Source organism: Streptomyces sp. NPDC059696 (genome assembly GCF_042733745.1).
In the GTDB taxonomy this organism is placed as follows: Bacteria; Actinomycetota; Actinomycetes; order Streptomycetales; family Streptomycetaceae; genus Streptomyces.
Genome location: NZ_JBHWFG010000050.1, coordinates 22,377 through 45,376, shown reverse-complemented (window position 1 = coordinate 45,376; position 23,000 = coordinate 22,377). Strand labels below are relative to the sequence as shown.

22 protein-coding genes are annotated in these 23,000 nt (G+C 71.2%); 8 read left to right on the top strand and 14 right to left on the bottom strand.

Going from position 1 to position 23,000, the window contains the following annotated elements; genetic code table 11:
- Positions 1-122 precede the first annotated feature (122 nt).
- The 5 genes from ACFV20_RS34320 to ACFV20_RS34300 all read right to left on the bottom strand — a co-directional run bounded on the left by ACFV20_RS34320 (position 123) and on the right by ACFV20_RS34300 (position 5,219).
- The gene (locus ACFV20_RS34320) at positions 123-878 is read right to left on the bottom strand and encodes an SDR family oxidoreductase (RefSeq protein ID WP_385664372.1); all 756 of its coding nucleotides are present in this window, start codon (positions 876-878) and stop codon (positions 123-125) included.
- A gap of 5 nt (positions 879-883) precedes the next feature.
- Positions 884-2,668 (bottom strand): glycoside hydrolase family 15 protein, encoded by a 1,785-nt coding sequence (locus tag ACFV20_RS34315; protein ID WP_385664370.1) that lies wholly within the window; start codon positions 2,666-2,668, stop codon positions 884-886.
- A 132-nt stretch (positions 2,669-2,800) separates the two neighbouring features.
- Positions 2,801-3,598 (bottom strand): SURF1 family protein, encoded by a 798-nt coding sequence (locus ACFV20_RS34310; protein WP_385664367.1) that lies wholly within the window; start codon positions 3,596-3,598, stop codon positions 2,801-2,803.
- Between the two features lie 49 nt (positions 3,599-3,647).
- Complete coding sequence (locus ACFV20_RS34305; RefSeq protein ID WP_385664365.1) at positions 3,648-3,881, bottom strand: hypothetical protein; 234 nt, start codon at positions 3,879-3,881, stop codon at positions 3,648-3,650.
- 336 nt (positions 3,882-4,217) lie between these two features.
- Positions 4,218-5,219: a DEDDh family exonuclease gene (locus tag ACFV20_RS34300; protein WP_385664363.1), complete on the bottom strand. Its 1,002-nt coding sequence runs from the start codon at positions 5,217-5,219 to the stop codon at positions 4,218-4,220.
- Positions 5,220-5,496: 277 nt separating this feature from the next.
- Between ACFV20_RS34300 and ACFV20_RS34295 the strand changes: the two genes are divergently transcribed.
- Complete coding sequence (locus ACFV20_RS34295) at positions 5,497-6,402, top strand: sterol desaturase family protein (RefSeq protein ID WP_385664360.1); 906 nt, start codon at positions 5,497-5,499, stop codon at positions 6,400-6,402.
- The gene (locus ACFV20_RS34290; RefSeq protein WP_385664357.1) at positions 6,399-7,079 is read left to right on the top strand and encodes a lysoplasmalogenase; all 681 of its coding nucleotides are present in this window, start codon (positions 6,399-6,401) and stop codon (positions 7,077-7,079) included. Before ACFV20_RS34295 ends, ACFV20_RS34290 begins: the two co-directional genes overlap by 4 nt.
- 30 nt (positions 7,080-7,109) lie before the next feature.
- Here the strand turns inward: ACFV20_RS34290 and ACFV20_RS34285 are convergent, their stop codons facing one another.
- From ACFV20_RS34285 to ACFV20_RS34270, 4 genes are all read right to left on the bottom strand, one after another.
- Entirely contained in the window at positions 7,110-8,162 is a 1,053-nt protein-coding gene (locus ACFV20_RS34285; RefSeq protein ID WP_385664354.1) for a CopD family protein, read from the bottom strand.
- 71 nt (positions 8,163-8,233) lie between these two features.
- A complete protein-coding gene (locus ACFV20_RS34280; RefSeq protein WP_385664352.1) occupies positions 8,234-8,764 on the bottom strand; it encodes a hypothetical protein in 531 nt (176 codons plus the stop codon).
- 77 nt (positions 8,765-8,841) lie between these two features.
- Positions 8,842-10,362, bottom strand: coding sequence for a S8 family serine peptidase (locus ACFV20_RS34275; RefSeq protein ID WP_385664349.1), 1,521 nt, complete (start codon positions 10,360-10,362; stop codon positions 8,842-8,844).
- 62 nt (positions 10,363-10,424) lie between these two features.
- Positions 10,425-11,954 carry a S8 family serine peptidase gene (locus tag ACFV20_RS34270; protein WP_385664346.1) on the bottom strand — a complete coding sequence of 510 codons (1,530 nt, stop codon included), beginning with the start codon at positions 11,952-11,954 and terminating at the stop codon, positions 10,425-10,427.
- Between the two features lie 254 nt (positions 11,955-12,208).
- Between ACFV20_RS34270 and ACFV20_RS34265 the strand changes: the two genes are divergently transcribed.
- The 3 genes from ACFV20_RS34265 (at position 12,209) to moaA (ending at position 15,348) form a co-directional block, all read left to right on the top strand.
- Positions 12,209-12,565, top strand: a complete 357-nt coding sequence (locus tag ACFV20_RS34265) for a DUF485 domain-containing protein (RefSeq protein WP_031104157.1) — start codon at positions 12,209-12,211, stop codon at positions 12,563-12,565.
- On the top strand, positions 12,562-14,187 hold the full coding sequence (locus ACFV20_RS34260) for a cation acetate symporter (protein WP_385664343.1): 1,626 nt from the start codon (positions 12,562-12,564) through the stop codon (positions 14,185-14,187). Before ACFV20_RS34265 ends, ACFV20_RS34260 begins: the two co-directional genes overlap by 4 nt.
- Before the next feature lie 171 nt (positions 14,188-14,358).
- Entirely contained in the window at positions 14,359-15,348 is a 990-nt protein-coding gene (gene moaA, locus ACFV20_RS34255) for a GTP 3',8-cyclase MoaA (RefSeq protein WP_385664341.1), read from the top strand.
- A 64-nt stretch (positions 15,349-15,412) separates the two neighbouring features.
- Here moaA and ACFV20_RS34250 read toward each other — a convergent pair whose 3' ends face one another.
- Positions 15,413-15,628 carry a hypothetical protein gene (locus ACFV20_RS34250; protein WP_385664339.1) on the bottom strand — a complete coding sequence of 72 codons (216 nt, stop codon included), beginning with the start codon at positions 15,626-15,628 and terminating at the stop codon, positions 15,413-15,415.
- A 238-nt stretch (positions 15,629-15,866) separates the two neighbouring features.
- Positions 15,867-16,262, bottom strand: coding sequence for a DUF3099 domain-containing protein (locus tag ACFV20_RS34245; RefSeq protein ID WP_385664337.1), 396 nt, complete (start codon positions 16,260-16,262; stop codon positions 15,867-15,869).
- A gap of 245 nt (positions 16,263-16,507) precedes the next feature.
- Here ACFV20_RS34245 and ACFV20_RS34240 point away from each other — a divergent pair, with 245 nt between their 5' ends.
- Positions 16,508-16,783, top strand: a complete 276-nt coding sequence (locus ACFV20_RS34240; protein ID WP_053670783.1) for a GlsB/YeaQ/YmgE family stress response membrane protein — start codon at positions 16,508-16,510, stop codon at positions 16,781-16,783.
- A gap of 57 nt (positions 16,784-16,840) precedes the next feature.
- Here the strand turns inward: ACFV20_RS34240 and tyrS are convergent, their stop codons facing one another.
- From tyrS to ACFV20_RS34225, 3 genes are all read right to left on the bottom strand, one after another.
- Positions 16,841-18,109: a tyrosine--tRNA ligase gene (gene tyrS, locus ACFV20_RS34235; RefSeq protein ID WP_385664334.1), complete on the bottom strand. Its 1,269-nt coding sequence runs from the start codon at positions 18,107-18,109 to the stop codon at positions 16,841-16,843.
- 57 nt (positions 18,110-18,166) lie between these two features.
- Positions 18,167-19,561 carry a metallopeptidase TldD-related protein gene (locus ACFV20_RS34230; RefSeq protein WP_385664331.1) on the bottom strand — a complete coding sequence of 465 codons (1,395 nt, stop codon included), beginning with the start codon at positions 19,559-19,561 and terminating at the stop codon, positions 18,167-18,169.
- An 82-nt stretch (positions 19,562-19,643) separates the two neighbouring features.
- On the bottom strand, positions 19,644-21,167 hold the full coding sequence (locus ACFV20_RS34225; protein WP_385664328.1) for a TldD/PmbA family protein: 1,524 nt from the start codon (positions 21,165-21,167) through the stop codon (positions 19,644-19,646).
- 271 nt (positions 21,168-21,438) lie between these two features.
- Between ACFV20_RS34225 and fabG the strand changes: the two genes are divergently transcribed.
- Together fabG and fabI are read left to right on the top strand one after the other, a co-directional pair.
- The gene (gene fabG / locus ACFV20_RS34220; protein WP_385664325.1) at positions 21,439-22,158 is read left to right on the top strand and encodes a 3-oxoacyl-[acyl-carrier-protein] reductase; all 720 of its coding nucleotides are present in this window, start codon (positions 21,439-21,441) and stop codon (positions 22,156-22,158) included.
- A 5-nt stretch (positions 22,159-22,163) separates the two neighbouring features.
- The gene (gene fabI / locus ACFV20_RS34215) at positions 22,164-22,931 is read left to right on the top strand and encodes an enoyl-ACP reductase FabI (protein WP_385664323.1); all 768 of its coding nucleotides are present in this window, start codon (positions 22,164-22,166) and stop codon (positions 22,929-22,931) included.
- Positions 22,932-23,000 lie beyond the last annotated feature (69 nt).

Below are 23,000 nucleotides of genomic sequence, written 5' to 3'. Positions count from 1 at the left end.
GTTGTGGTTTTTTCCCCCCCCCCCCCCCCCGGGGCCCCCCCGGGGGGGGGGGGGGGGGCCCGGGGGGGGGGCGCGGCGGGGGGGCCCCCCCCCCCCCCCCCGCGACCCGGGGACGGCGACGGTCAGAACCCGTGGCGGGCTCCTCCGTCGACTGGCACCATCACACCGGTCAGATAGGAAGCGGCCGGCGACAACAGGAACGCCGCCACCCGACCGAACTCCTCCGGGGCCCCGTACCGCCGCAGCGGGATGCGAGACTCCGACGCGGCCCGGGTCGCCTCGGGATCGGCCGACAGCGCGTCCAGCTGCCGCACCCGGTCGGTGTCGATCCGCCCCGGCAGGACACCGACGACCCGGATGCCCCGCGGCCCCAGCTCGTCGGAGAGCGACTTGGCGAAGCCCGCGAGGCCCGGACGCAGCCCGTTCGAGATGGTCAGCCCCGGGATCGGCTCGTACACGGACCCGGACAGCACGAACCCGATGACGCTCCCGGCCTCCATCTCGGCGGCCGCGGCGCGAGCGAGCCGCACCGCACCGAGGAAGACCGACTCGAACGCCGTCTGCCACTGCTCGTCCGTGTTGTCCGCGACGAACCCGGCCGGCGGCCCGCCCACGCTGACGAGGAGACCGTTGAAACGGCCGAAGTGCTCCCGTGCGGCCCCGATCAGCCGGGTCGCCGCCTCCGGGTGGGCGTTGTCGACGGCCACCCCGACCGCGTTCGGTCCCAGCTCGGCCGCCGCTTCGGCGACAGCCTGCTCGTCCCGCCCCGAGACGACCACCTTCGCCCCGTCCGCGACGAGCTCGCGCGCGGTGGCGTTGCCGAGGCCCCGTGTGGCCCCGGTGACGACGTACACCCGGTCCTTCAGTCCAAGATCCATGGTCCCTATCCTGCCCCGTTCCGGCCGAACAGGGCGAGGGCGGTGTTCACCAGCCCGATGTGGCTGAACGCCTGCGGGAAGTTGCCGAGGTGCCGGCCGGTCACCGGGTCGAACTCCTCCGACAGCAGCCCGACGTCGTTGGCGAGTCCCGCCAGCCGCTCGAACAGCTCCTGGGCCTCCTTCGTGCGGCCCGTCATGTGCAGGGCGTCCGCGAGCCAGAACGAGCACACGAGGAAGGTGCCCTCGCCGCCGGGCAGCCCGTCGACGTCCGCGTCGGCGGTGCTGTAGCGGCGCAGGAAGCCGCGGTGGGTCAGCTCCGCGCGGACCGCGTCGATCGTGCCGATCACCCGCGGGTCGTCCGGCGGCAGGAATCCGACGCGGGGGATGAGCAGCAGCGCGGCGTCCAGTTCGCGGGAGCCGTAGGACTGCGTGAAGGTGTTGCGCTCGGCGTCGTAGCCCTTCTCGCACACCTCCTCGTGCACCTCGTCACGCAGCGCCCGCCAGCCGTCCAGGTCGCCGTCCAGCTCCGGATGGCGCTCCAGGGTGCGTACGGCACGGTCGGCGGCCACCCACACCATCACCTTCGAGTGCACGAACTGGCGCCGGCCGCCGCGCACCTCCCACAGCCCCTCGTCCGGCTGCTGCCAGTGGGTGCGCAGGAAGTCCATCAAAGCCGTCTGCAGCGCCCACACGTCCGGCTGCGGGGACAGGCCCGACTCGCGGGCGAGCGACAGGGAGTCCATGACCTCGCCGTAGACGTCCAGCTGGAGCTGTTTCACGGCGTCGTTGCCGATGCGTACCGGCGCGGAATCGGCGAAGCCGCGGAGCCAGGGCAGTTCGAACTCCGGCAGCCGCCGCTCGCCCGCCACGCCGTACATGATCTGCAGGTCGGCAGGATCGCCCGCGACCGCGCGCAGCAGCCAGTTCCGCCAGGCCTCCGCCTCCTCCTGGTAGCCCGCGGCGAGCAGCGCGTTCAGGGTGAGGGTGGAGTCGCGCAGCCAGCAGTAGCGGTAGTCCCAGTTGCGCACCCCGCCCGGCTCCTCGGGCAGGGACGTGGTGGGGGCGGCGACGATGCCGCCCGTCGGGGCGTAGGTGAGCGCCTTGAGCGTGATCAGGGAGCGGACGACGGCGTCCCGGTAGGGGCCGTCGTAGCGGCAGCGCGACGCCCAGGCCCGCCAGTCCTCCACACTGTGGCGCAGCGCGTCGTACGGGTCGACGAGCGGCGGGCGCTGTACGTGGGAGGGGTGCCAGGTCAGGACGAAAGCGACCTTTTCCCCCTTCTTGACGGTGAACTCCGCGTGGGTGCCGAAGTCCTCGCCCCAGCTGGTCACCTCCGGCTCGCTGCGCAGCCAGGCCGAGTCCGGGCCGGCGACCGCCACGCGGTGGCCGTCGGCCTTGCGCACCCAGGGGACGATCGAGCCGTAGTCGAAGCGCAGCTTGAGGGCGCTGTGCAGGGTCACCTCGCCGTCCAGGCCCTCGACGACGCGCACCAGGTCGGGGGCGCGGTCGCGTTGGGGCATCAGATCGGTGACCCGGACGGTTCCCTGGTCCGTCTCCCACTCGGTGTCCAGGACGAGGGTGTCGCGGCGGTAGGCGCGCCGGGTGCAGCGGTCCGCCCCCACGGGGGCGATACGCCAGTAGCCGTTGTCCTCGTCGCCGAGCAGTCTGGCGAAGCAGGCGGCGGAGTCGAAGCGGGGCAGGCACAGCCAGTCGACGGATCCGTCCGTACCGACCAGGGCCGCGGTCTGTTCATCGCCGATGAGCGCGTAGTCCTCGATGCTGGGGTGCACGGAGTGCGGGTTCCCGGCAAGCGGACGCGGCAATCAGGGCCGGGGCCGGGGGAGTGACGTGTCCTGGCGGGCGGGCGCGGGCGCCGGGTCCCGCTCGCGGTCGGCCGGTCGCGGTCGGCCGGTCGCGGGTGTCTACACCGCCGCCGGCTCGGCCTCGGCCGTGTCGGACTCCCCGGCTGCCTTCCGCGCCCGGTCCCGGGCCTCGCGGCGGGCCAGGACCACCCAGCCGACCGGGACGGCCGCGGAGAACAGCCACCACTGGATGGCGTACGCGTAGTTCAGCGCCGCGTCCTCCTTGCCGGGGTTGCCCAGCAGCTCGGGGACGTCACCCTTGGGGTCGGGGGCGGTCTGGGCGAGGTAACCGCCGAGCACCCGGGCGTCCAGCCGGCGGGCCTGCTGTGCACTGTTGATCAGCATGATCTGCCGCTCCGGCAGGCCCGGGAGGTTCTTGATGCCGCTGGCGGCGGTCGTCTCGTCGGGCATCAGCCGGCCCTTGACGGTGATCTCCCCGCCGGGCGGTGCGGGGACCTTCGGGAACGTGGTCTGGCTCGGGCCGTCCGAGGGGATCCAGCCCCGGTTCACCAGCAGCACCTTGCCGTCGTCGAGGACGAAGGGGGTGAGCACGTGGTAGCCGACCTCGTCGTCGGAGTTGGTGCGGCGCCGCACGACGACCTCGTCCTCGGCGTCGAAGCGGCCCTTCGCCGTCACGGTGCGGTACCGCTCGGCGCTGGTCACGGTGTGCCCGGGCGCGGTCAGCTGCTCCACGGGCACCGGATCGGCCGCCAGCGCGTCGGTGACCAGCTGGTTCCGGGCGGTGCGCTCCTCGTAGCGATGCATCTGCCAGATGCCCAGCCTGATCATCGTGGGGATGAGGAGCAGGGCGGCCAGCGTGAGGATCACCCACTGCCGGGACATCAGGAAGCGGTACACCCCACGACCGTACAACTCGGTCGTGGGGTGCATTCAGTCGGGTACGGGTTCAGACCTTGTCGACAATTCCTGCCTTTCCCTCCGCCCGGGCGCAGTGGGCGCCGCAGTACCAGTGGCCCTCGGCCTCGACACCCTGGCCGATGATCTGCACCCGGCAGTGCTCGCAGATGGGGGCCATACGGTGGATCGCGCAGGAGAAGCAGTCGAAGACGTGCACCGCGCCCTGCGCGTGCACCTCGAAGGTCATTCCGTACTGATTGCCACATACCTCACAGGTCGCCATGCGCCACAGGGTGAGCCGTCGTCCCCGCGCGGGCGAGCGGGCGCCGGGCGAGTCGCCCCGCAATCACCCGTCCGTACGGTCGCCCTGCGAGGCGGGCTCCTGCGGGGTGGGCCCGTGCGAGGTGGGCCCCTGCGAGGTGGGCCCCTGCGAGGCGGCGGGCCCGTGCGAGGTGGGCGGGGTCACTCCTGTGGTGCCCGTCAGCCTCGCCCTCGGTGGCGCGGGTCACCCCTGTTCCCCGCACCCTGCCCTCGGTGGCGCGGGTCACCCTTGCTCCCGGCGCACGCGTCAGCCGTGCCCCTCGGTGTCGCGGGTCGGCCCCGCGCTCTGCCGCGCGGCTCACGCTTCCGTCGCCGGCTCCACGTCGGCGAGGAGCTGTCCGAACGCCGCCTCGTCCACGACCGGTGTGCCGAACTGCCGGGCCTTGACGACCTTGGAGGTGCCCGAGTCCGGGTCGTTCGTGACGAGCAGGCTGGTGAGGCGGGACAGGCTCGTGGCCACATGCAGCCCGGCCTCGGTCGCGCGGTCCTCCAGCAGGTCCCGCTCGGTGGAGGTGTCGCCCGAGAAGGCGACCCGCATGCCCTGCTTGAGCCGCCCGCCCGCCTCGTAGCGCCCGGGGTTGGGGTAGGGGCAGGCAGGGCGCTTGCGGGAGGGACGCCAACTGCCCGGCCGGTAGCCGCCGTAGCCGCCGGGGCCGGCCTGCCTGCCGATGGCCGGCGCGGCGGGGCGGTCCGTCCACTCGGTCAGCGGCCGGCACTCGTGCAGCGGCAGCCGTACGTTGTTCGCCGCCGCCGCCCGCAGGCTCGGCCGGAACGCCTCCGCCAGCACGCGCGCGTCGTCCAGGGCGTGGTGGGCCCGCTGCTGCACGACGCCGAAGTGCGCCGCGAGGGACTCCAGCTTGTGGTTGGGCAGCGGCAGCCCGAGTTCCTTGGAGAGCGCGATGGTGCACAGGCGCTGCCGCACCGGCGCCTCGCGCTCGGCGCGCGCGTACTCCCGGGCGATCATCTGCCAGTCGAAGACGGCGTTGTGCGCGACGAGCACCCGCCCCTCCAGCCGGGCCGTGAACTCCTCGGCGATGTCCGGGAAGAGGGGCGCTCCTTCGAGCGCCTCGCTCGTCAGTCCGTGGATCCACACCGGGCCCGGGTCGCGCTCGGGGTTGACCGTCGTGTACCAGTGGTCCTCGACCTCACCGCGCTCGTCCAGCCGGTAGACCGCCGCGGAGATGATGCGGTCGTCCCGGGCCAGGCCCGTGGTCTCCACGTCAACGACCGCGTATCCCTTGGGGTACGCGGCCGGCCACGGCGTGGCCGAGAACACTGCGGTCGTCAGGTCTTCCAGCATGGTCCCTGAGGATACGGGCCGTGACTGACACCGCCGTCCGTCAGGTGCGCCCCCGCGCTCTTCCGATACGTCCTCAGGCATCTTGTCCGGGTTGTTCGTTCGAAGGGTGTACGTCTGATCGGTCCTCAGTCGATCAGCCGGGCGTCCCGCCCCGCCACGTGTGACTTCGCCCCGTTCCGGATTGGCGGAGATCGCCAAGAAGCAAGCGCGTACCGTCGAAGATACTTGTGGGTAACAACGTCTAGTCGGGGCTGGACGCCGGTCCTACGGTGCTTGCATGCCGAACCTGCCCGATGTCGTGCTGTGGTCCATCCCCGCCTTCGTGCTGCTCACCGTGGTCGAAATGGTGAGCTACCGGCTCCATCCCGACGAGGACGCGGAGGGCTACGAGGCCAAGGACGCCGCGACGAGCGTCGGCATGGGGCTCGGCAGCCTCGTCTTCGACTTCCTGTGGAAGATCCCGATCCTGGCCGTCTACACGGCCCTGTACGAACTCACGCCGCTGCGTGTGCCCGTGCTGTGGTGGACCGTCCCGCTGATGCTGCTCGGGCAGGACTTCTTCTACTACTGGTCCCACCGCGGCCACCACGTCGTCCGCATCCTGTGGGCCTGCCACGTCGTCCACCACTCCAGCCGGAAGTTCAACCTCACCACCGCGCTGCGCCAGCCCTGGACGTCCCTGACCGTGTGGCCGTTCTACGTCCCCCTCATCGTCGCCGGTGTGCACCCCGCCGCGCTCGCGTTCTGCTCCTCGGCGAACCTCGTCTACCAGTTCTGGATCCACACCGAGCGCATCGACAAGATGCCCCGCTGGTTCGAGTTCGTCTTCAACACCCCGTCGCACCACCGGGTCCACCACGCGTCCCAGGGTGGCTATCTGGACCGCAACTTCGGCGGCATCCTCATCGTCTGGGACCGGCTGTTCGGGTCGTTCGTCGAGGAGACCGAGCGGCCCCGGTACGGGCTGACCAAGAACATCGCCACGTACAACCTGCTGAAGGTGGCCACGCACGAGTACGTGTCGATCGCCAAGGACCTGCGGGCGGCGAACAGTTGGAGCGAGCGCGCGGGACGCGTGTTCCGCGGCCCGGGCTGGGGTCCGCGGCCGGCTGCTGCTGCCGCCTCCGGCGAGTCCCCGTCGGTCTCCGAGTCCGCTCCTGTCGCCGGGAGTACCTCCGCGTGAAGCTCTCGCGTCTCCTGCCGGCCGCCTTCGGTCTCGTCGCCGCCGTCGATCTGGTCTGCCTCGCGGCCGGTGCGGACATCGGGCACACCGTCGCCAAGCCCCTGCTGATGCCGCTGCTGGCGCTGTGGGCCGCCGTGCGCAAGGCGCCCCGGCCGCTCGTGGCGGCCCTGTTGTTCGGCTGGGGCGGTGACGTCCTGCTGCTGTCGGACGCCGAGCCCGCCTTCCTCGCGGGCATGGCCTCCTTCGCGGCGGGACACGTCTGCTACCTCGTGCTCTTCGCGACCCACGGCAGACGCGACACGCTCCCACGCGCGCGTGCGGGCCTCCTGGCCCTCGGTTACGCCGCCGCCCTCGTGACGACCGTCGCGCTGCTGTGGCCGGACCTGCCCGCAGACCTGCGGGTGCCCGTCGCCGGCTACAGCCTGCTGCTCACCGCCATGGCGTACCGGTCCGGCACCCGGCTCGGCCTCTTCGCAGGGCTCGGCGGGGCGCTGTTCCTGCTGTCCGACACGCTCATCGCGACCGGCGTGGCCGAGTGGCCGCAGCCGCCCGTGCCGGACTTCTGGATCATGCTCACCTACATCGCCGCGCAACTCCTGCTGACCGTCGGCACCCTCGGGGCCCTCGAGGCCCGCAGGGCACCGGCCGTCACCTACGGCGAGATGCGCGCGGCCTGAGACGCACCGGCGTCACCGGCGTCACCGGCCTCACCACCGGATGGGCACCGGAAGCGCCGTCAGCAGGCCGGACGCGGCGACCGTCAGGCCCAGGACCGCGACCTCCGCCCGGGCCGGAACGCAGGCCGTCAGCGGGTCGGCCGCCCGGCGCAGCCGACGCCGGGCCCAGACCGCGAGGGCGGCGACGACCGCCACGAGCAGCACCTTGGCGAGCAGCGCCCGCCCGTACGCCGTTCCCGTCAGCTGCTCCAGAACCGTCTCCGGCGGCATCCGGCGCAGGGAACTGCACACGCCCGTCGCGGTGATGGCGGCGAGCAGGACGAGGGCCACGCGCGCGTAGAGACCCAGCAGGGCCGCGCCCGCCTCCGTGGGGTGCCGGCCGTGCCACAGCCGCAGGACGCGCAACGCGTGCAGCAGACCGCCCGCCCACAGGGCCGCACAGGTCAGATGGACGAGCGTCAGCCCCGAGCCGGTCAGCGGACTGTGCTCGGTCGTGGGGTGGGCGCGCAGTGCCTCGGCGACGACCACGGCGGCCAGCGGCCAGACCTGCGCGACCGGCCGGCGCGACACGGCGCACAGCCCGGCCACCAGGAACGCGTTGACCTCCAGCAGGGCGAGCTTGCCGTCCCGGGAGGCGTAGAGGCCTCCGACGTCGATGTCCGCCACCTCGCCCGGCACGAGATTGCCGGTGGCCACGACCGTGGCGAGTCCGAGGGCGGCGACGAAACCTGCGGCCGCCGCGGCGGGGGACCAACTGCGGGGCAGCGCCGGGTCCTGCCCCGTTTCCGAGCCCGGCCGGGTACCGGGCTGCGTGCCGGGCAGCGTTCGCGCCAGGCGGTTCACGAACAGCTCGCCGACGGGTATGCACAGCGCCGCGAACAGCACCGTCCGGAGCAGGGCTATGCCGCCGGCCCCGGGTGCCCCGGCCTCCCCGGTGCCGTGCAGCGCGGCGGACGGCCCGAGCAGCGGGATCAGCGCGGCCAGCGCCACCAGGGCCAGGACGGCGACGGTCCGGCCCGCGCCGGTGCGCCGCACGGCCCCGTGCCCATCGGCCGCTCCGGACGGGGGTCTTGTCAGGATCACCCCAGGATCTTCACCAACCTCCACGCGTCCGGGCAAGTCGGTCGCCCGTCAGCCGGACATCGGCCCGGAGGTCAGCCCGCCTTGGGTGCGGCAGCCCACCACAGCCGCACCTCCTTGCGCTCGTCCGTCGGCCTCAGCTCCCAGCCCTGCGCGAGCGCGACCTGGGCGACGTACCAGCCGCCCACCCCGCGGTAGACCCGCAGGGGTATCGCGCACTCCACGGGCGGCTTCGGCTTCTGCGGCCGGACCGGGGCGGAGGCCCGGGCGGTCCACTTGCCCACCGCCCTCTCCACCCGCGCTTTGTAGTACTCGACGTCGCCCTCATGCAGCAGCTCCGGCCAGGACACGCACCAGGAGGCCAGCCGCCCGACGCGGCCCACCGTCCAGCCCATGGCGTTCAGGTAGCCGCGTTCGAGCCTGTTGCTGAAGGCGGTGATCACCTCGGCGAACATGCCGACCACGAGGAACGCGGCCATCACCGCCGCCCACAGCACACACACCACCGGAAACCACACCACGCTCGCGGCGAACCGCAGCGCCAGCCGCCACCGCGGCCGCACGGGCCGGGCCGTCCAGGTCGCCGTCATCTCGTACACGTCCATGACAAGGCATCCTGCCGTAGACGTGGAACGGGCCGGACGGGTGTCCCCGTCCGGCCCGGATCACCTTCACACGAGCTCTACTTGGTCACCGCGTCCAGCGCGTCCGCGATGCCCCAGCCGTAGAAACCGTTGCGGTTCTTGGAACCCTCGCACACCGCGTCGACCTTGCCGTCGCCGTTGATGTCGTACGGGTCCGTGCACGGCGTGGCGTCGGCCTCCGCGTACAGCAGAGCCTTCACCAGGGCCGGAGAGGCGTACGGGTGCGTCGACTTGATGAGCGCTGCCACGCCCGCCACGTGCGGGGACGCCATCGACGTACCGGCCATGTAACCCCACTTGCCGCCCGGCAGCGTGCCCAGGATGAGGCCGCTCGTGGCCGGCGCGTCCGGCTTCTGGTAGGCGGTCGAGTCGCCGCCCGGGGCGGCTATGTCGATGACGCCCAGACCGTGGTTGGAGAAGGACGACTTGATGCCCTTCGCGCCCGTCGAGGCGACCGTGACGACACCCGGCAGCTGGGTCGGGATGTCGAGGCACTCGGAGGGGTCGACGACCCGGTCGCCCGGTGTGCTGTCGTTCGGGGACGAGGGGTCGGTGATCTCGTCGGCGGCGAGGTCGTAGTTCTCGTTGCCGGCCGCGGCGACGTTGACCGCGCCCTTCTTCTCCGCGTACCGCGAGGCCCGGCCGACCGCCTCCACGAGGGCCTTCTGGTCCGGGTCGTTCTTGCAGTTGAAGTACCAGGGGTCCGTGTAATAGCTGTTGTTCGTGACGTCGACCCCGTGCTCGGCCGCCCACACGAAGCCGCACACCACGGCCTCCGTGTAGAAGAACCCGGCCGTGGTCGACACCTTGATGCCGGAGACCTTCACGCCGGGCGCGACACCGGTCATGCCGACGTCGTTCTTGGCGGCCGCGATCTCACCGGCGACATGGGTGCCGTGCGGGCTCTCCTCGGCGCTCGGCCGCCAGGCCCCGTCCGCCGTGTCCGGCTTGCCCGACACGCAGTTGACCGACGCCTTGCGGTCGAAGTTGGGCGCGATGTCGGGGTGGGTGTCGTCCACGCCGGTGTCGATCACGGCGACCGTGACCTTCTTGCTGCCCAGCGTCTTCTGGTGCGCCTTGTCCGCCTTGATGGCGGGCAGGTCCCACTGCTGGGGCTGCAGCGGGTCCTGGCCGGCCGGGGCGTCGGCCGCGGCGACCTCCGCCGCGCTCAGCACCTTCGGGGCGCCCAGGTCGCCCGTCGACGCCGACGGCAGCGGCGCGGTCCGGGTGGCTCCCGCCGACTGCACGCCGCGCACCGTGCGCATGGTCGTGGCGAAGTCGGGGTTCGAGGAGTGGACGACGATGACGCCGATCTGGTCGTACGCCGTCACGATCGTGCCGCCGGCCTCGGCGACGGCCTTCTTCACGTGCGCCGACGTGCCGTGACCCGGCTTGACGTTGACGACATAGCTGAGCGGGGTCGCGTCCGCCCGGGCCGCGGCCGGGGCGTCCTCGGCGGCCGTGGCGACGGTGTTCGGCAGGAACGCCAGGGCCGTGGCCATGGCCATCCCGGCCGGGATCGCGACGGCGCGACGGTAGCGCGCGTACGGCGCAGTCATGGTGTCTCCAGTTCGTTCACGGTACGAGCTGATCGTGCGGGAGGTCCCGGTGGCGGGCCGGGTCACTTGACGGCGCGCAGCGCGTTGACGATGCCGTGCCCGTAGAAGCCGTTGAGGCGCTTGCCGCCCTCGCACACGGCGTCCTGCGTGCCGTCGCCGTCCTGGTCGTAGGACGTGGGACAGGCGGTCGGGTCGGCCTGCGCCTTCAGCATCGCCTGCAGCTGGGCCGGGGACGCCCAGGGGTGCTCGGACTTCAGCAGCGCCGCGACACCGGAGGCGTGCGGCGAGGCCATCGAGGTGCCCTGCAGGAAGCCCCATGTGCCGTTCGGCAGGGCGGAGAGGATACGGCCGTTCTTCGAGGGGGTGTCAGGCGTCTGGTAGCGCCCGTCACCGCCCGGCGCGGCGACGTCGACCACGCCCTTGCCGTACGACGAGTAGTACGACTTGAGGTTGTTCACGCCCGTCGCGCTGACCGTGACGACACCCGGCAGCAGGTTCGGCACGTCCAGGCACTCGTGCGGGTCGATGGTGCGCTCGACCGGCGTGGAGTCGTCCGGGCTGGAGTCGTCGACGATCGCGTCGGCGTCCAGGTCGTGGTTGGAGTTGCCCGCCGCGGCGACGTTCAGCGTGCCCTTCCTCTGGGCGTACAGCTGCGCCCGGTTGACCGCGTCGACGATGGCCCGCTGGTCCGGGTCGTCCATGCAGTTGTACAGCCACGGGTCGACGTAGTAGCTGTTGTTCGTGATCTCGACGCCGTGGTCGGCGGCGAACACGAACGCGCACACGACGCTCTCCGGGTAGAAGAGGCCGTTCGTCCGGTCGGTCACGTTGATGCTGGAGACCTTCACCCCGGGAGCGACGCCCGCGACGCCGACACCGTTGCGGGCGGCGGCTATCTCACCCGCGACGTGCGTGCCGTGGTAGTCCCCGGCGGTGTACGGCCGCCAGGCGCCCTCGCTGGTGTCGGCCTTGCCGCCGTCGCAGTTGGCGGACTGGGACGCGGAGAAGTTCGGGGCGATGTCGGGGTGGGTGTCGTCCACACCGGTGTCGATGACGGCGACCGTCACCTTGCGGCTGCCCGGGTTGATCTTCGCGGCCTTGTCGGCGCCGATCGCCCGCAGGTCCCACTGGTCCGCTTCGAGGGGCTCGCTGTCGGCCGTCCGCGCCGAGGCCGCCTCGGCGCGCTTCGCCTGGGCGGCCGTCAGATACTCGACGGCGCCCTCCTGCTTCGTGCCCGCGGCCGTCAGCGGCGCCGTCCGCGTCGCACCCGCCGACTGGACACCGCGCACCGTGCGGATCGTCGTGGCGAAGTCGGGGTTCGAGGAGTGGACGACGATGACGCCGATCCGCTCGTACGTCTCCACCACCGACCCGTCGGCCTTCGCTATCGCCTTCTTCACCGAGGCGATCGTGTGCCGGGACGGCTTGGTGTTGACGACGTACGACAGCTTCGGCGCGTCCGCCGACCGGGTGGCCGACTCGGTGTGCGGGGCCGCCGACGCGGCGGCCGGCAGGAAGCCGAGCGAGGCCGTCAGGGACAGCACGACGGGCACGGCGAGCGCGAGCCGGCGTCTGGAACGCAAGTGAGACATGGGGTCTCCACATCCTCCGGAAACGAAACCGGCCCGAGGCACAGGTGGTGCCCGGGCAGGTACATGACGTGGTGGTGCAGGGCGAAGCTATCCCGGCCTCCCGCCCGCAGCAACGCTTTGTCGAAACGACTTCGGAAAGAACGCCGGCCGGTTGAACCGGTTCTCATGTGCCGCCGTGACGTTGGACAAGGAGCGCGAGGACACGCGCCTCTCGCACCCGTTCACAACCGCTTCCATCCCTGCGAGGAGACTCCGTGGCCACCGACGCACCGCCCCCCTCGAAAGAGCAACACAAGCTCCCCTCACCCGAGGAGTTCGCCGAGGTGCAGGAGAGCGCGGAGTTCGGTGAACTGCGCCGCTCCTACCGCTCCTTCGCCTTCCCGCTGACCGTCGGCTTCATCGCCTGGTACCTGCTGTACGTCCTGCTCTCGAACTACGCGGGCGGCTTCATGGGCACCAAGCTCTTCGGCAACATCAACGTCGCCTTCGTCCTCGGCGTCGCCCAGTTCGTCACCACGTTCCTCATCGCCTGGTGGTACTCGCGGCACGCCGCCGCGAAGCTCGACCCCAAGGCCGAGGCCATCAAGACCCGGATGGAGAGCGGCGCATGAGCCCCGTACAGCACACCTTCCTCGCCGCGAACGAGGCCAGCGAGCACCGCCCGCTGATCATCACCCTGTTCGCGCTGTTCGTCCTCGCGACCCTGGGCATCACCATCTGGGCTGGCCGCCAGACCAAGGACGCCGCCGACTTCTACGCCGGCGGCCGCCAGTTCAGCGCCTTCCAGAACGGCCTCGCCGTCTCCGGCGACTACATGTCCGCCGCGTCGTTCCTCGGCATCGCGGGCGCCATCGCCATCTTCGGCTACGACGGCTTCCTCTACTCCATCGGCTTCCTCGTCGCCTGGCTGGTCGCCCTGCTCCTGGTGGCCGAACCGCTCAGGAACTCCGGCCGCTACACCATGGGCGACGTCCTCGCCTACCGCATGCGCCAGCGCCCGGTCCGCACCGCCGCAGGCACGTCCACCATCGTGGTGTCGATCTTCTACCTGCTGGCCCAGATGGCCGGCGCGGGCGTCCTCGTCTCGCTGCTGCTCGGCATCACCTCCGACGCCGGCAAGATCCTCATCGTCGCCCTGGTCGGCCTCCTGATGATCGTCTACGTCTCCATCGGCGGCATGAAGGGCACCACCTGGGTCCAGATGGTCAAGGCCGTGCTGCTCATCGGGGGCACCATCCTGATCACCTTCCTGGTGCTGCTGAAGTTCAACTTCAACATCTCCGACCTGCTCGGCACCGCCGCCGAGAACAGCGGCAAGGGCGCCGCCTTCCTGGAGCCCGGCCTCCAGTACGGCGCGACCGGCACCTCCAAGCTGGACTTCATCTCCCTGGGCATCGCCCTGGTGCTGGGCACCGCCGGCCTGCCGCACATCCTGATCCGCTTCTACACCGTGCCCGACGCCAAGGCCGCCCGTAAGTCCGTGAACTGGGCCATCGGCATCATCGGCGGCTTCTACCTGATGACGATCGCGCTCGGCTTCGGCGCCGCCGCGCTCATCTCGCAGGAGGAGATCATCGCCTCCAACCCGTCCGGCAACACGGCGGCACCCCTGCTCGCCCTGCACCTGGGCGGCGTCGACTCGACCTGGGGCGCGATCCTGCTCGCCACGATCTCGGCGGTCGCCTTCGCGACGATCCTCGCCGTCGTCGCCGGCCTCACCCTCGCCTCGTCGTCGTCCTTCGCGCACGACATCTACGCCAACGTCATCCGCAAGGGGAAGGCCTCCGGCGCCGAGGAGGTCCGCGCGGCCCGCTGGGCGACCGTCTTCATCGGCGTCGTCTCCATCGGCCTGGGCGCCCTGGCCCGCGACCTGAACGTGGCCGGCCTGGTCGCCCTCGCCTTCGCCGTCGCCGCCTCCGCCAACCTCCCGACGATCCTCTACAGCCTGTTCTGGAAGCGCTTCACCACCCAGGGCGCCCTGTGGTCGATCTACGGCGGTCTGATCGTCGCCGTCGGCCTGGTGCTGTTCTCGCCCGTCGTCTCCGGCGACCCCAAGGCGATGTTCCCCGAGGTCGACTTCGCCTGGTTCCCGCTGAAGAACCCGGGCATCATCTCCATCCCGTTCGGCTTCCTGATGGGCTGGCTCGGCACGGTCCTGTCCAAGGAGGAGCCCGACGCCAAGAAGTACGCGGAGCTGGAGGTCCGGTCCCTGACCGGCACCGGAGCCCACTGAGCACGACCCCTGCCGCGCGGCCGGATCGTAGGAACCTCCAGGTCCCTGCGGCCCGGCCGCGTCCCGCGTCGTGGGATCGGGCCTGTGGCGTTGACGGTGGGGTCACGTAGGCTCGCAGGTGTCGGAGAAGCAGTGCCGCACGCGTGATCCGCGACGAGGGAGGGGGCCCACGTGCTCATCGACACCTACGGCCGGGTGGCCACCGACCTGAGGGTCTCACTGACCGACCGCTGCAACCTGCGCTGTACGTACTGCATGCCCGAGGAGGGCCTGCAGTGGCTGGCCAAGCCGGACCTGCTCACGGACGACGAGATCGTCCGCCTGATCGACATCGCGGTCACCTCCCTCGGGATCGAGGAGGTCCGCTTCACCGGCGGCGAGCCCCTGCTGCGCCCCGGCCTGGTCGGCATCGTCGAGCGCGTCGCCGCCCTCGACCCCCGCCCGCAGATGTCGCTGACGACGAACGGCATCGGCCTCAAGCGCACGGCGGCGGCCCTGAAGGCGGCGGGCCTGGACCGGGTCAACGTCTCCCTCGACACCCTCCGGCCGGACGTCTTCAAGACCCTCACCCGCCGCGACCGCCACAAGGACGTCATCGAGGGCCTGCACGCCGCCCGCGACGCCGGCCTGACCCCGGTCAAGGTCAACTCGGTCCTGATGCCCGGGCTCAACGACGACGAGGCGCCCGACCTGCTGGCCTGGGCCGTGGAGCACGACTACGAACTGCGGTTCATCGAGCAGATGCCGCTGGACGCCCAGCACGGCTGGAAGCGCGACGGCATGATCACGGCCGGAGACATCCTGGCCTCCCTGCGCACCCGCTTCGAACTGACCCCCGAGGGCCAGGAGAAGCGCGGCTCGGCCCCGGCGGAGCGCTGGCTCGTCGACGGCGGCCCGCACGTGGTCGGTGTCATCGCCTCCGTCACCCGCCCCTTCTGCGCGGCCTGCGACCGCACCCGCCTCACGGCCGACGGCCAGGTCCGCACCTGCCTGTTCGCCCAGGAGGAGACCGACCTGCGCGCCGCCCTGCGCTCGGACGCCCCGGACGAGGAGATCGCCCGCATCTGGCGCCTGGCGATGTGGGGCAAGAAGGCGGGAGCGGGCCTGGACGACCCGACGTTCGTGCAGCCGACCAGGCCGATGTCGGCGATCGGGGGTTAGGCCGACACCCCCGGGCGGGCGGGGAGCCGCGCGAGACGCCACGACGCACCGGCACCCGGAAGCGTCACGCGTCCGGCGCTTCCCAGTCCCTCAGAAGAACCACGTCCTTCAAGAACCCCCGCACCCCGAGGAACTGCGACAGATGCTCGCGGTGCTCCTCACAGGCCAGCCAGGTCTTGCGCCGCTCCGGCGTATGGATCTTCGGGTTGTTCCACGCCAGCACCCACACGGCGTCGACACGGCAGCCCTTGGCGGAACAGATGGGCGTCTCGTCACTCACAGGTTCGTCTCACCACAGCACACAGAAAAGGCGACGCCGAGCAGCCACGGGGGGAGCTGCCCGGCGTCGGTCCGTCGCTCCGACGGGGGATGCGGAGCGCGTACGAAGTATGTCACGGGTAACCCCGCCCCCGGCACTGGAACAACATGATTGATCTGAGCTTTTCTTGAGCTTGGCGGGAAGCCGACTTCCCTTCCCGCGCACCCGCGATCTCCCGCGCGAGCGCGCCGGGGCGCTCCTACCGCTCGTGCGATTCGCTCCGCGTGCCCGCCCCCGGTCCGGGCACGGCATCTTCCGCAACCGATTCCCCCGACCCGTCACCCGCACCCGGCGGGCCGATCATCGGACGCGGATGCGACACCACGTACGTCGACGGCAGAGACGGCGCATTCTCACGCCCGGCGTTGGCGATCACCACCGCGATGTACGGCAGGACCAGCCCCAGCACCAACGCCACGATGGCGACGTGCCGTTCGACGTTCCACAGGGTGGCCGCGAGGATCACGGAGATCGTGCGGACCGTCATCGAGATCACGTACCGGCGCTGCCGCCCGCGTACGTCCTCCTGCAACCCCGTCCGGGCGCCGGTGATCCGGAAAACCTGGACGTTGCCGCCGCCATGCTGCTTCCGCATCGCATTCCACCATCCGCCCGTATCCGACTCTCCCCGCCCCGTAGCCGTCCTCGGCCGGCCGGGGACACCTGACCGGGACAGCTCTTACGGTACGCCGCGTCGGCGATCGCGACGAGGCCGGGTCACGCCCCGCCAGGGCAGGGCGCCTGCGCCGCCCTGCGTACGGCCCTCGTCGGCATGCGCCGTAGGGCACCTGGGCCGACACTGGCCGTAGTGCTCACGTCGAGCCGTGCGAGGAGGCAGTGATGGGCTGGTTGTGGGCGATCATCGTGGGACTGGTGCTCGGCCTGCTCGCCAAGGCGATCATTCCGGGCAAGCAGCACCTTCCCCTGTGGCTGACCGTCATCCTGGGCATCATCGGTGGCATCGCCGGCAACGCCATCGCCCGGGCGGCCGGTGTCGACGCCACATCGGGCATCGACTGGTGGCGGCACGTCTTCCAGCTGGTGATGGCGATCATCCTGGTCGGCCTGGGCGACAGGGCCTGGACCGCCGCCAGGGGAGAACAACGCAGGGCATGACCCGTACGACGAAGGGGGCGGCCTCCGGCACCGGAGACCACCCCCTCGGCGGCATGCTCAGCCGCCCGTGACCTCGACGGCCGCCAGGTTCTTCTTGCCCCGGCGCAGCACCAGCCACCGGCCGTGCAGCAGGTCCTCCTTCGCGGGGACGGCGTCCTCGCCGGCGACCTTGACGTTGTTCACGTAGGCGCCGCCCTCCTTGACCGTGCGGCGCGCGGCCGACTTGCTCGCCACCAGGCCGACCTCGGCGAACAGGTCCACCGTCGGACCGAGCTCGGCGACCTGGATGTGCGGCACCTCCGACAGGGCCGCGGCCAGCGTCCGCTCGTCCAGCTCCGTCAGGTCGCCCTGCCCGAAGAGGGCCTTGGACGCGGCGATCACGGCGGCCGTCTGGTCGGCGCCGTGCACCAGGGTCGTCAGCTCCTCGGCCAGGGCACGCTGCGCGGCCCGGGCCTGCGGACGCTCCTCGGTCTGCCGCTCCAGCTCCTCCAGCTCCGCGCGGGAACGGAACGACAGGATGCGCATGTACCGGGAGATGTCCCGGTCGTCCACGTTCAGCCAGAACTGGTAGAACGCGTACGGCGTCGTCATCTCCGGGTCGAGCCAGACGGCACCGCCCTCGGTCTTGCCGAACTTGGTGCCGTCCGCCTTGGTCATCAGCGGCGTGGCCAGCGCGTGCACGGTCGCGTCGGGCTCCAGGCGGTGGATCAGGTCCAGGCCCGCCGTGAGGTTGCCCCACTGGTCGCTGCCGCCCTGCTGCAGCGTGCAGCCGTAGCGCCGGTACAGCTGCAGGAAGTCCATGCCCTGCAGCAGCTGGTAGCTGAACTCCGTGTAGCTGATCCCCTCGGAGGACTCCAGACGGCGGGCCACCGAGTCCTTCGTCAGCATCTTGTTGACGCGGAAGTGCTTGCCGATGTCACGGAGGAACTCGATCGCGGAGAGGTTCTCCGTCCAGTCGAGGTTGTTGACCATGACGGCCGCGTTCTCGCCCTCGAAGTCCAGGAACGGCTCGATCTGGGCGCGCAGCTTGGCGACCCAGCCGGTGACCGTCTCCGGGTCGTTCAGCGTGCGCTCCGCGGTCGGGCGCGGGTCGCCGATCAGGCCCGTGGCGCCGCCGACCAGCGCCAGCGGCCGGTGACCGGCCTGCTGGAGCCGGCGCACGGTGAGCACCTGCACCAGGTGCCCCACGTGCAGCGACGGCGCGGTCGGGTCGAAGCCGCAATAGAACGTGACGGGACCGTCCGCGAGCGCCTTGCGCAAAGCGTCCTCGTCGGTGGACAAGGCGAACAGCCCGCGCCACTTCAGCTCGTCGACGATGTCCGTCACGGTTCTCGTATCTCCTCGGATGATCCTCGGGCAGTCGGGTGACAGCCGCCTACGAGGTTATACGCCCTGACTGACAGAGCTCATATTGAAATCGGGGACGCGCAGCGCGGGCATCGCCGCCCTGGTGAACCAGTCGCTCCACTCCCGGGGCAGCGTCTTCTCCGTCCGCCCGGCCTCCGTGGCCCGGCCCAGCACCCCGACCGGCGACTCGTTGAACCGGAAGTTGTTCACCTCGCCCGTCACCTCGCCGTTCTCCACGAGGTACACGCCGTCCCGGGTCAGGCCCGTCAGCAGCAGCGACGCCGGATCGACCTCGCGGATGTACCACAGGCAGGTCAGCAGCAGCCCCCGCTCGGTGTTCGCGACCATCTCGTCCAGGGAACGGTCCTCGCCCCCGTCCAGGATGATGTTGTCGATGCCCGGCGCCACGGGCAGGCCGGTCAGGCCCGCGCTGTGCCGGCTGGTCGTCAGGTGCCGCAGCTCGCCCTCGCGCATCCACTCGGTGGCCGCGAGCGGCAGCCCGTTGTCGAACACCGACTGGTCGCCCCCGGAGGAGTGCGCGATCACGAAGGGCGCCGACTCCAGGCCCGGCTCGTTCGGGTCGCTGCGCAGGGTCAGCGGCAGCTCGGTCAGCTTCTCGCCGACCCGCGTGCCTCCGCCCGGCTTGGAGAACACCGTGCGGCCCTCCACCGCGTCCCGGCCCGAGGCCGACCACATCTGGTAGATCAGCAGGTCCGCCACGGCCGTCGGCGGCAGCAGCGTCTCATAGCGCCCGGCGGGCAGCTCGACGCGCCGCTCGGCCCACCCCAGGCGCACCGCCAGCTCCGCGTCCAGCGCCGCCGGGTCGACGTCCTTGAAGTCCCGGGTGGAGCACCCGGCCCAGGCGGACCGGGTGCGGTCCGGTGACTTGGCGTTCAGCTCCAGCGTCCCGTTCGGCTGGTCGTGCCGCAGCCGCAGTCCGGTGGACGTGCCGACGTACGTCGACACCAGCTCGTGGTGGGCGAAGCCGTACAGCTCCCGGCCGCCCGCACGCGCGCGAGCGAAGGCCTCGCCGAGGGCGGGCGCGAAGTCGGCGAACACGGCGGAGGAGGTCTCGGCGGGCGCCTCGGTGAACTCCGGCGTCGGCGCCACGCCCGTGACCAGCGGCTGCGCGTCCTCGGCGGGGCCGGCGCCGCGTGCGGCGGCCTCGGCGGCGCGCACCAGGGGCTCCAGTTCGTCCTCGGTGACGGCGGACCGGGACACGACCCCGGAAGCCGTGCCCTCCTTGCCGTCGACCGTGGCGACGACGGTGAGGGTGCGCCCGCGCGTCACGCCGTTGGTGGTCAGCGCGTTGCCCGCCCAGCGCAGGTTGGCGGTGGACTGCTCGTCGGCGATGACCACACAGCCGTCCGCCCGGGACAGTTCGAGGGCGCGCTCCACGACCTCGTGCGGCTTGCTGGAACGCCCGCTCATCGACCGGCCTCCTGGGTCGTGTTGAGACTGTGCTTTCCCGGGGGGTAACCCCCGGACCCCCAGCCGATGCCGCAGTTGATGTTCATCGACCGGCCTCCTGGGTCGTGTTGAGGATGTTGACGCCCTTGAACAGGGCCGACGGGCAGCCGTGGGAGACCGCCGCGACCTGGCCCGGCTGGGCCTTGCCGCAGTTGAAGGCGCCGCCCAGGACGTAGGTCTGCGGCCCGCCCACGGCGGCCATGGAGCCCCAGAAGTCGGTCGTCGTCGCCTGGTAGGCCACGTCCCGCAGCTGTCCGGCCAGCCGCCCGTTCTCGATCCGGTAGAAGCGCTGCCCCGTGAACTGGAAGTTGTAGCGCTGCATGTCGATCGACCAGGACCGGTCGCCGACGACGTAGATGCCTCGCTCCACGCCGCCGATCAGATCCTCGGTCGACATGCCCGCCGGGTCCGGCCGCAGCGACACGTTGGCCATGCGCTGCACCGGCACGTGCCCGGGGGAGTCGGCGTAGGCACAGCCGTTGGACCGCTCGAAGCCGGTCAGTTTCGCGATCCGCCGGTCCAGCTGGTAGCCGACGAGCGTGCCGTCCTTCACCAGGTCCCAGGACTGGCCCTCGACGCCCTCGTCGTCGTAGCCGACCGTGGCCAGGCCGTGCTCGGCGGTGCGGTCGCCGGTGACGTTCATCAGCTCCGAGCCGTACCGCAGCTTGCCCAGCTGGTCGAACGTGGCGAAGGAGGTGCCCGCGTAGGCCGCCTCGTAGCCGAGTGCCCGGTCCAGCTCGGTGGCGTGCCCGATGGACTCGTGGATGGTCAGCCACAGGTTGGACGGGTCCACGACCAGGTCGTACAGGCCCGGCTGCACGCTCGGCGCGCGCATCTTCTCCGCGAGCAGTTCCGGAATCTGCTCCAGCTCGCTCTCCCAGTCCCAGCCGGTGCCCGTCAGGTACTCCCAGCCGCGTCCCACCGGCGGAGCGAGGGTGCGCATGGAGTCGAACTCGCCGCTGGACTCGTCCACCGAGACCGCGTTGAGCACCGGGTGCAGCCGCACCCGCTGCTGAGTGGTCACGGTCCCGGCGGTGTCCGCGTAGAACTTGTTCTCGTGGACGGTGAGCAGCGAGGCGTCGACATGGTCGATCCCGTCGGCTGCCAGCAGCCGCGCGCTCCACTGCGAGATCAGCCCGGCCTTCTCCTCGTCGGGCACGGAGAACGGGTCGATCTCGTACGACGAGATCCACGTCTTCTCGGCGTGGACCGGCTCGTCGGCAAGCTCCACGTGCTCGTCCGACCCGGCCGCCTTGATCACCTGCGCGGACAGCTTCGCCATCGCCACCGCCTGCCCGGCGACCCGGGCGGCGGCGTCCATGCTGAGGTCGACGCCGGAGGCGAAACCCCACGTACCGCCGTGCACCACCCGCACCGCGTAGCCGAGGTCGGTGGTGTCCGACGACCCGGCGGGTCTGGCGTCCCGGAACCGCCAGGAGGCGCCCCGTACCCGCTCGAAGCGGAAGTCCGCGTGTTCGGCCCCCAGCGCACGCGCGCGTGCGAGGGCCGCGTCGGCGAGGGCGCGTAGGGGGAGGGCCGTGAAGGCCTCGTCGATGGTATGAGGCACCGCCGTCTCTTTCTGTCGAGGTGACCGTGGCTGCCGTACGTCGTGACAGCTCAGATCATGTCGTCCCGTCCGCCCGCGGGCCACGAGTTTCCCGAGCCCGGCCCGCTGCTTTCTGTAGGGACCCGACAGTGAGTCCCGTACGCCACTGTCGGTGCCCGATTGTCCCCGGGCCTGTCCGGACCGATAGGTTTTCGAGGAAGCCGCCTGTCATCACCGCCTGCCGTCCAGGCGACCGGGCGGGGTATCCGACCGCTACCGAAAGGGTGATCCGTTGAGCCGCTCGGTTCTCGTCACCGGAGGCAACCGGGGCATCGGCCTCGCCATCGCCCGCGCTTTCGCCGATGCCGGCGACAAGGTCGCCATCACATACCGCTCGGGTGAGCCGCCGGCCGCCCTGACGGAGCTGGGCTGCCTCGCCGTCCGGTGCGACATCACCGACGCCGAGCAGGTGGAGCAGGCCTACAAGGAGATCGAGGAGGCCCACGGCCCCGTCGAGGTCCTCGTCGCCAACGCCGGTGTCACCAAGGACCAGCTCCTGATGCGGATGTCCGAGGACGACTTCACGTCCGTCCTGGACACCAACCTCACCGGCACCTTCCGCGTCGTCAAGCGCGCCAACCGCGGCATGCTGCGCGCCAAGAAGGGCCGCGTCGTGCTGATCTCCTCGGTCGTCGGGCTGCTCGGCTCCGCGGGCCAGGCCAACTACGCCGCCTCCAAGGCCGGCCTCGTCGGCTTCGCGCGCTCCCTCGCCCGTGAGCTGGGCTCGCGCAACATCACCTTCAACGTCGTCGCCCCCGGCTTCGTCGAGACCGACATGACCGCGGTGCTCTCCGACGAGCAGCGCGAGGGCATCGTGAAGCAGGTGCCGCTCGGCCGGTACGCCCAGCCCGAGGAGATCGCCGCGACGGTGCGGTTCCTCGCCTCGGACGACGCCTCGTACATCACTGGAGCCGTCATCCCCGTTGACGGCGGACTGGGAATGGGTCACTGATCACCATGAGCGGAATTCTCGAGGGCAAGCGCGTCCTGATCACCGGCGTGCTGACGGAGGCCTCCATCGCCTTCCACACCGCCAAGCTGGCCCAGGAGCAGGGCGCCGAGGTCATCCTCACGGCGTTCCCGCGGCCCACGCTGACCGAGCGCATCGCCAAGAAGCTGCCGAAGCCGGCCAAGGTCATCGAGCTCGACGTCACCAACGACGAGCACCTCGGCCGTCTGGCCGACATCGTCGGCGAGGAGCTCGGCGGCCTCGACGGTGTCGTGCACTCCATCGGCTTCGCCCCGCAGGACGCCCTCGGCGGCAACTTCCTGAACACGCCGTTCGAGTCGGTCGCCACGGCCATGCACGTCTCGGCGTACTCCCTGAAGTCGCTCACCATGGCCTGCCTGCCGCTGATGCAGAACGGCGGCTCCGTCGTCGGTCTGACGTTCGACGCGCAGTTCGCCTGGCCGCAGTACGACTGGATGGGCCCGGCCAAGGCCGCCCTGGAGGCCACCAGCCGCTACATGGCCCGCGACCTGGGCAAGCAGAACATCCGCTGCAACCTGGTCTCGGCCGGTCCGCTCGGTTCCATGGCCGCCAAGTCCATCCCGGGCTTCAGCGAGCTGGCCTCCGTGTGGGACGACCGCTCCCCGCTGGAGTGGGACCTCAAGGACCCCGAGCCGGCCGGCCGGGGTGTCGTGGCCCTGCTGAGCGACTGGTTCCCGAAGACCACGGGCGAGATCGTCCACGTCGACGGCGGTCTGCACGCCATCGGAGCCTGATCTCCCGCACCTCCCGGACGCCCTGTTCCCCGCCGCGCGCGGGGAGCGGGGCGTCACTCGTTCGGCTCA

Excerpts from the sequence above, each read along its gene's own strand:
- ACFV20_RS34230 (WP_385664331.1), bottom strand. The coding sequence starts at position 19,561 with ATGAGCGGGCGTTCCAGCAAGCCGCACGAGGTCGTGGAGCGCGCCCTC.
- ACFV20_RS34275 (WP_385664349.1), bottom strand. The coding sequence starts at position 10,362 with ATGACTGCGCCGTACGCGCGCTACCGTCGCGCCGTCGCGATCCCGGCC.
- fabI (WP_385664323.1), top strand. The coding sequence starts at position 22,164 with ATGAGCGGAATTCTCGAGGGCAAGCGCGTCCTGATCACCGGCGTGCTG.
- ACFV20_RS34260 (WP_385664343.1), top strand. The coding sequence starts at position 12,562 with ATGAGCCCCGTACAGCACACCTTCCTCGCCGCGAACGAGGCCAGCGAG.
- ACFV20_RS34270 (WP_385664346.1), bottom strand. The coding sequence starts at position 11,954 with ATGTCTCACTTGCGTTCCAGACGCCGGCTCGCGCTCGCCGTGCCCGTC.
- ACFV20_RS34300 (WP_385664363.1), bottom strand. The coding sequence starts at position 5,219 with ATGCTGGAAGACCTGACGACCGCAGTGTTCTCGGCCACGCCGTGGCCG.
- ACFV20_RS34280 (WP_385664352.1), bottom strand. The coding sequence starts at position 8,764 with ATGGACGTGTACGAGATGACGGCGACCTGGACGGCCCGGCCCGTGCGG.
- ACFV20_RS34240 (WP_053670783.1), top strand. The coding sequence starts at position 16,508 with ATGGGCTGGTTGTGGGCGATCATCGTGGGACTGGTGCTCGGCCTGCTC.
- ACFV20_RS34305 (WP_385664365.1), bottom strand. The coding sequence starts at position 3,881 with ATGGCGACCTGTGAGGTATGTGGCAATCAGTACGGAATGACCTTCGAG.
- ACFV20_RS34320 (WP_385664372.1), bottom strand. The coding sequence starts at position 878 with ATGGATCTTGGACTGAAGGACCGGGTGTACGTCGTCACCGGGGCCACA.
- ACFV20_RS34245 (WP_385664337.1), bottom strand. The coding sequence starts at position 16,262 with ATGCGGAAGCAGCATGGCGGCGGCAACGTCCAGGTTTTCCGGATCACC.
- ACFV20_RS34295 (WP_385664360.1), top strand. The coding sequence starts at position 5,497 with ATGCCGAACCTGCCCGATGTCGTGCTGTGGTCCATCCCCGCCTTCGTG.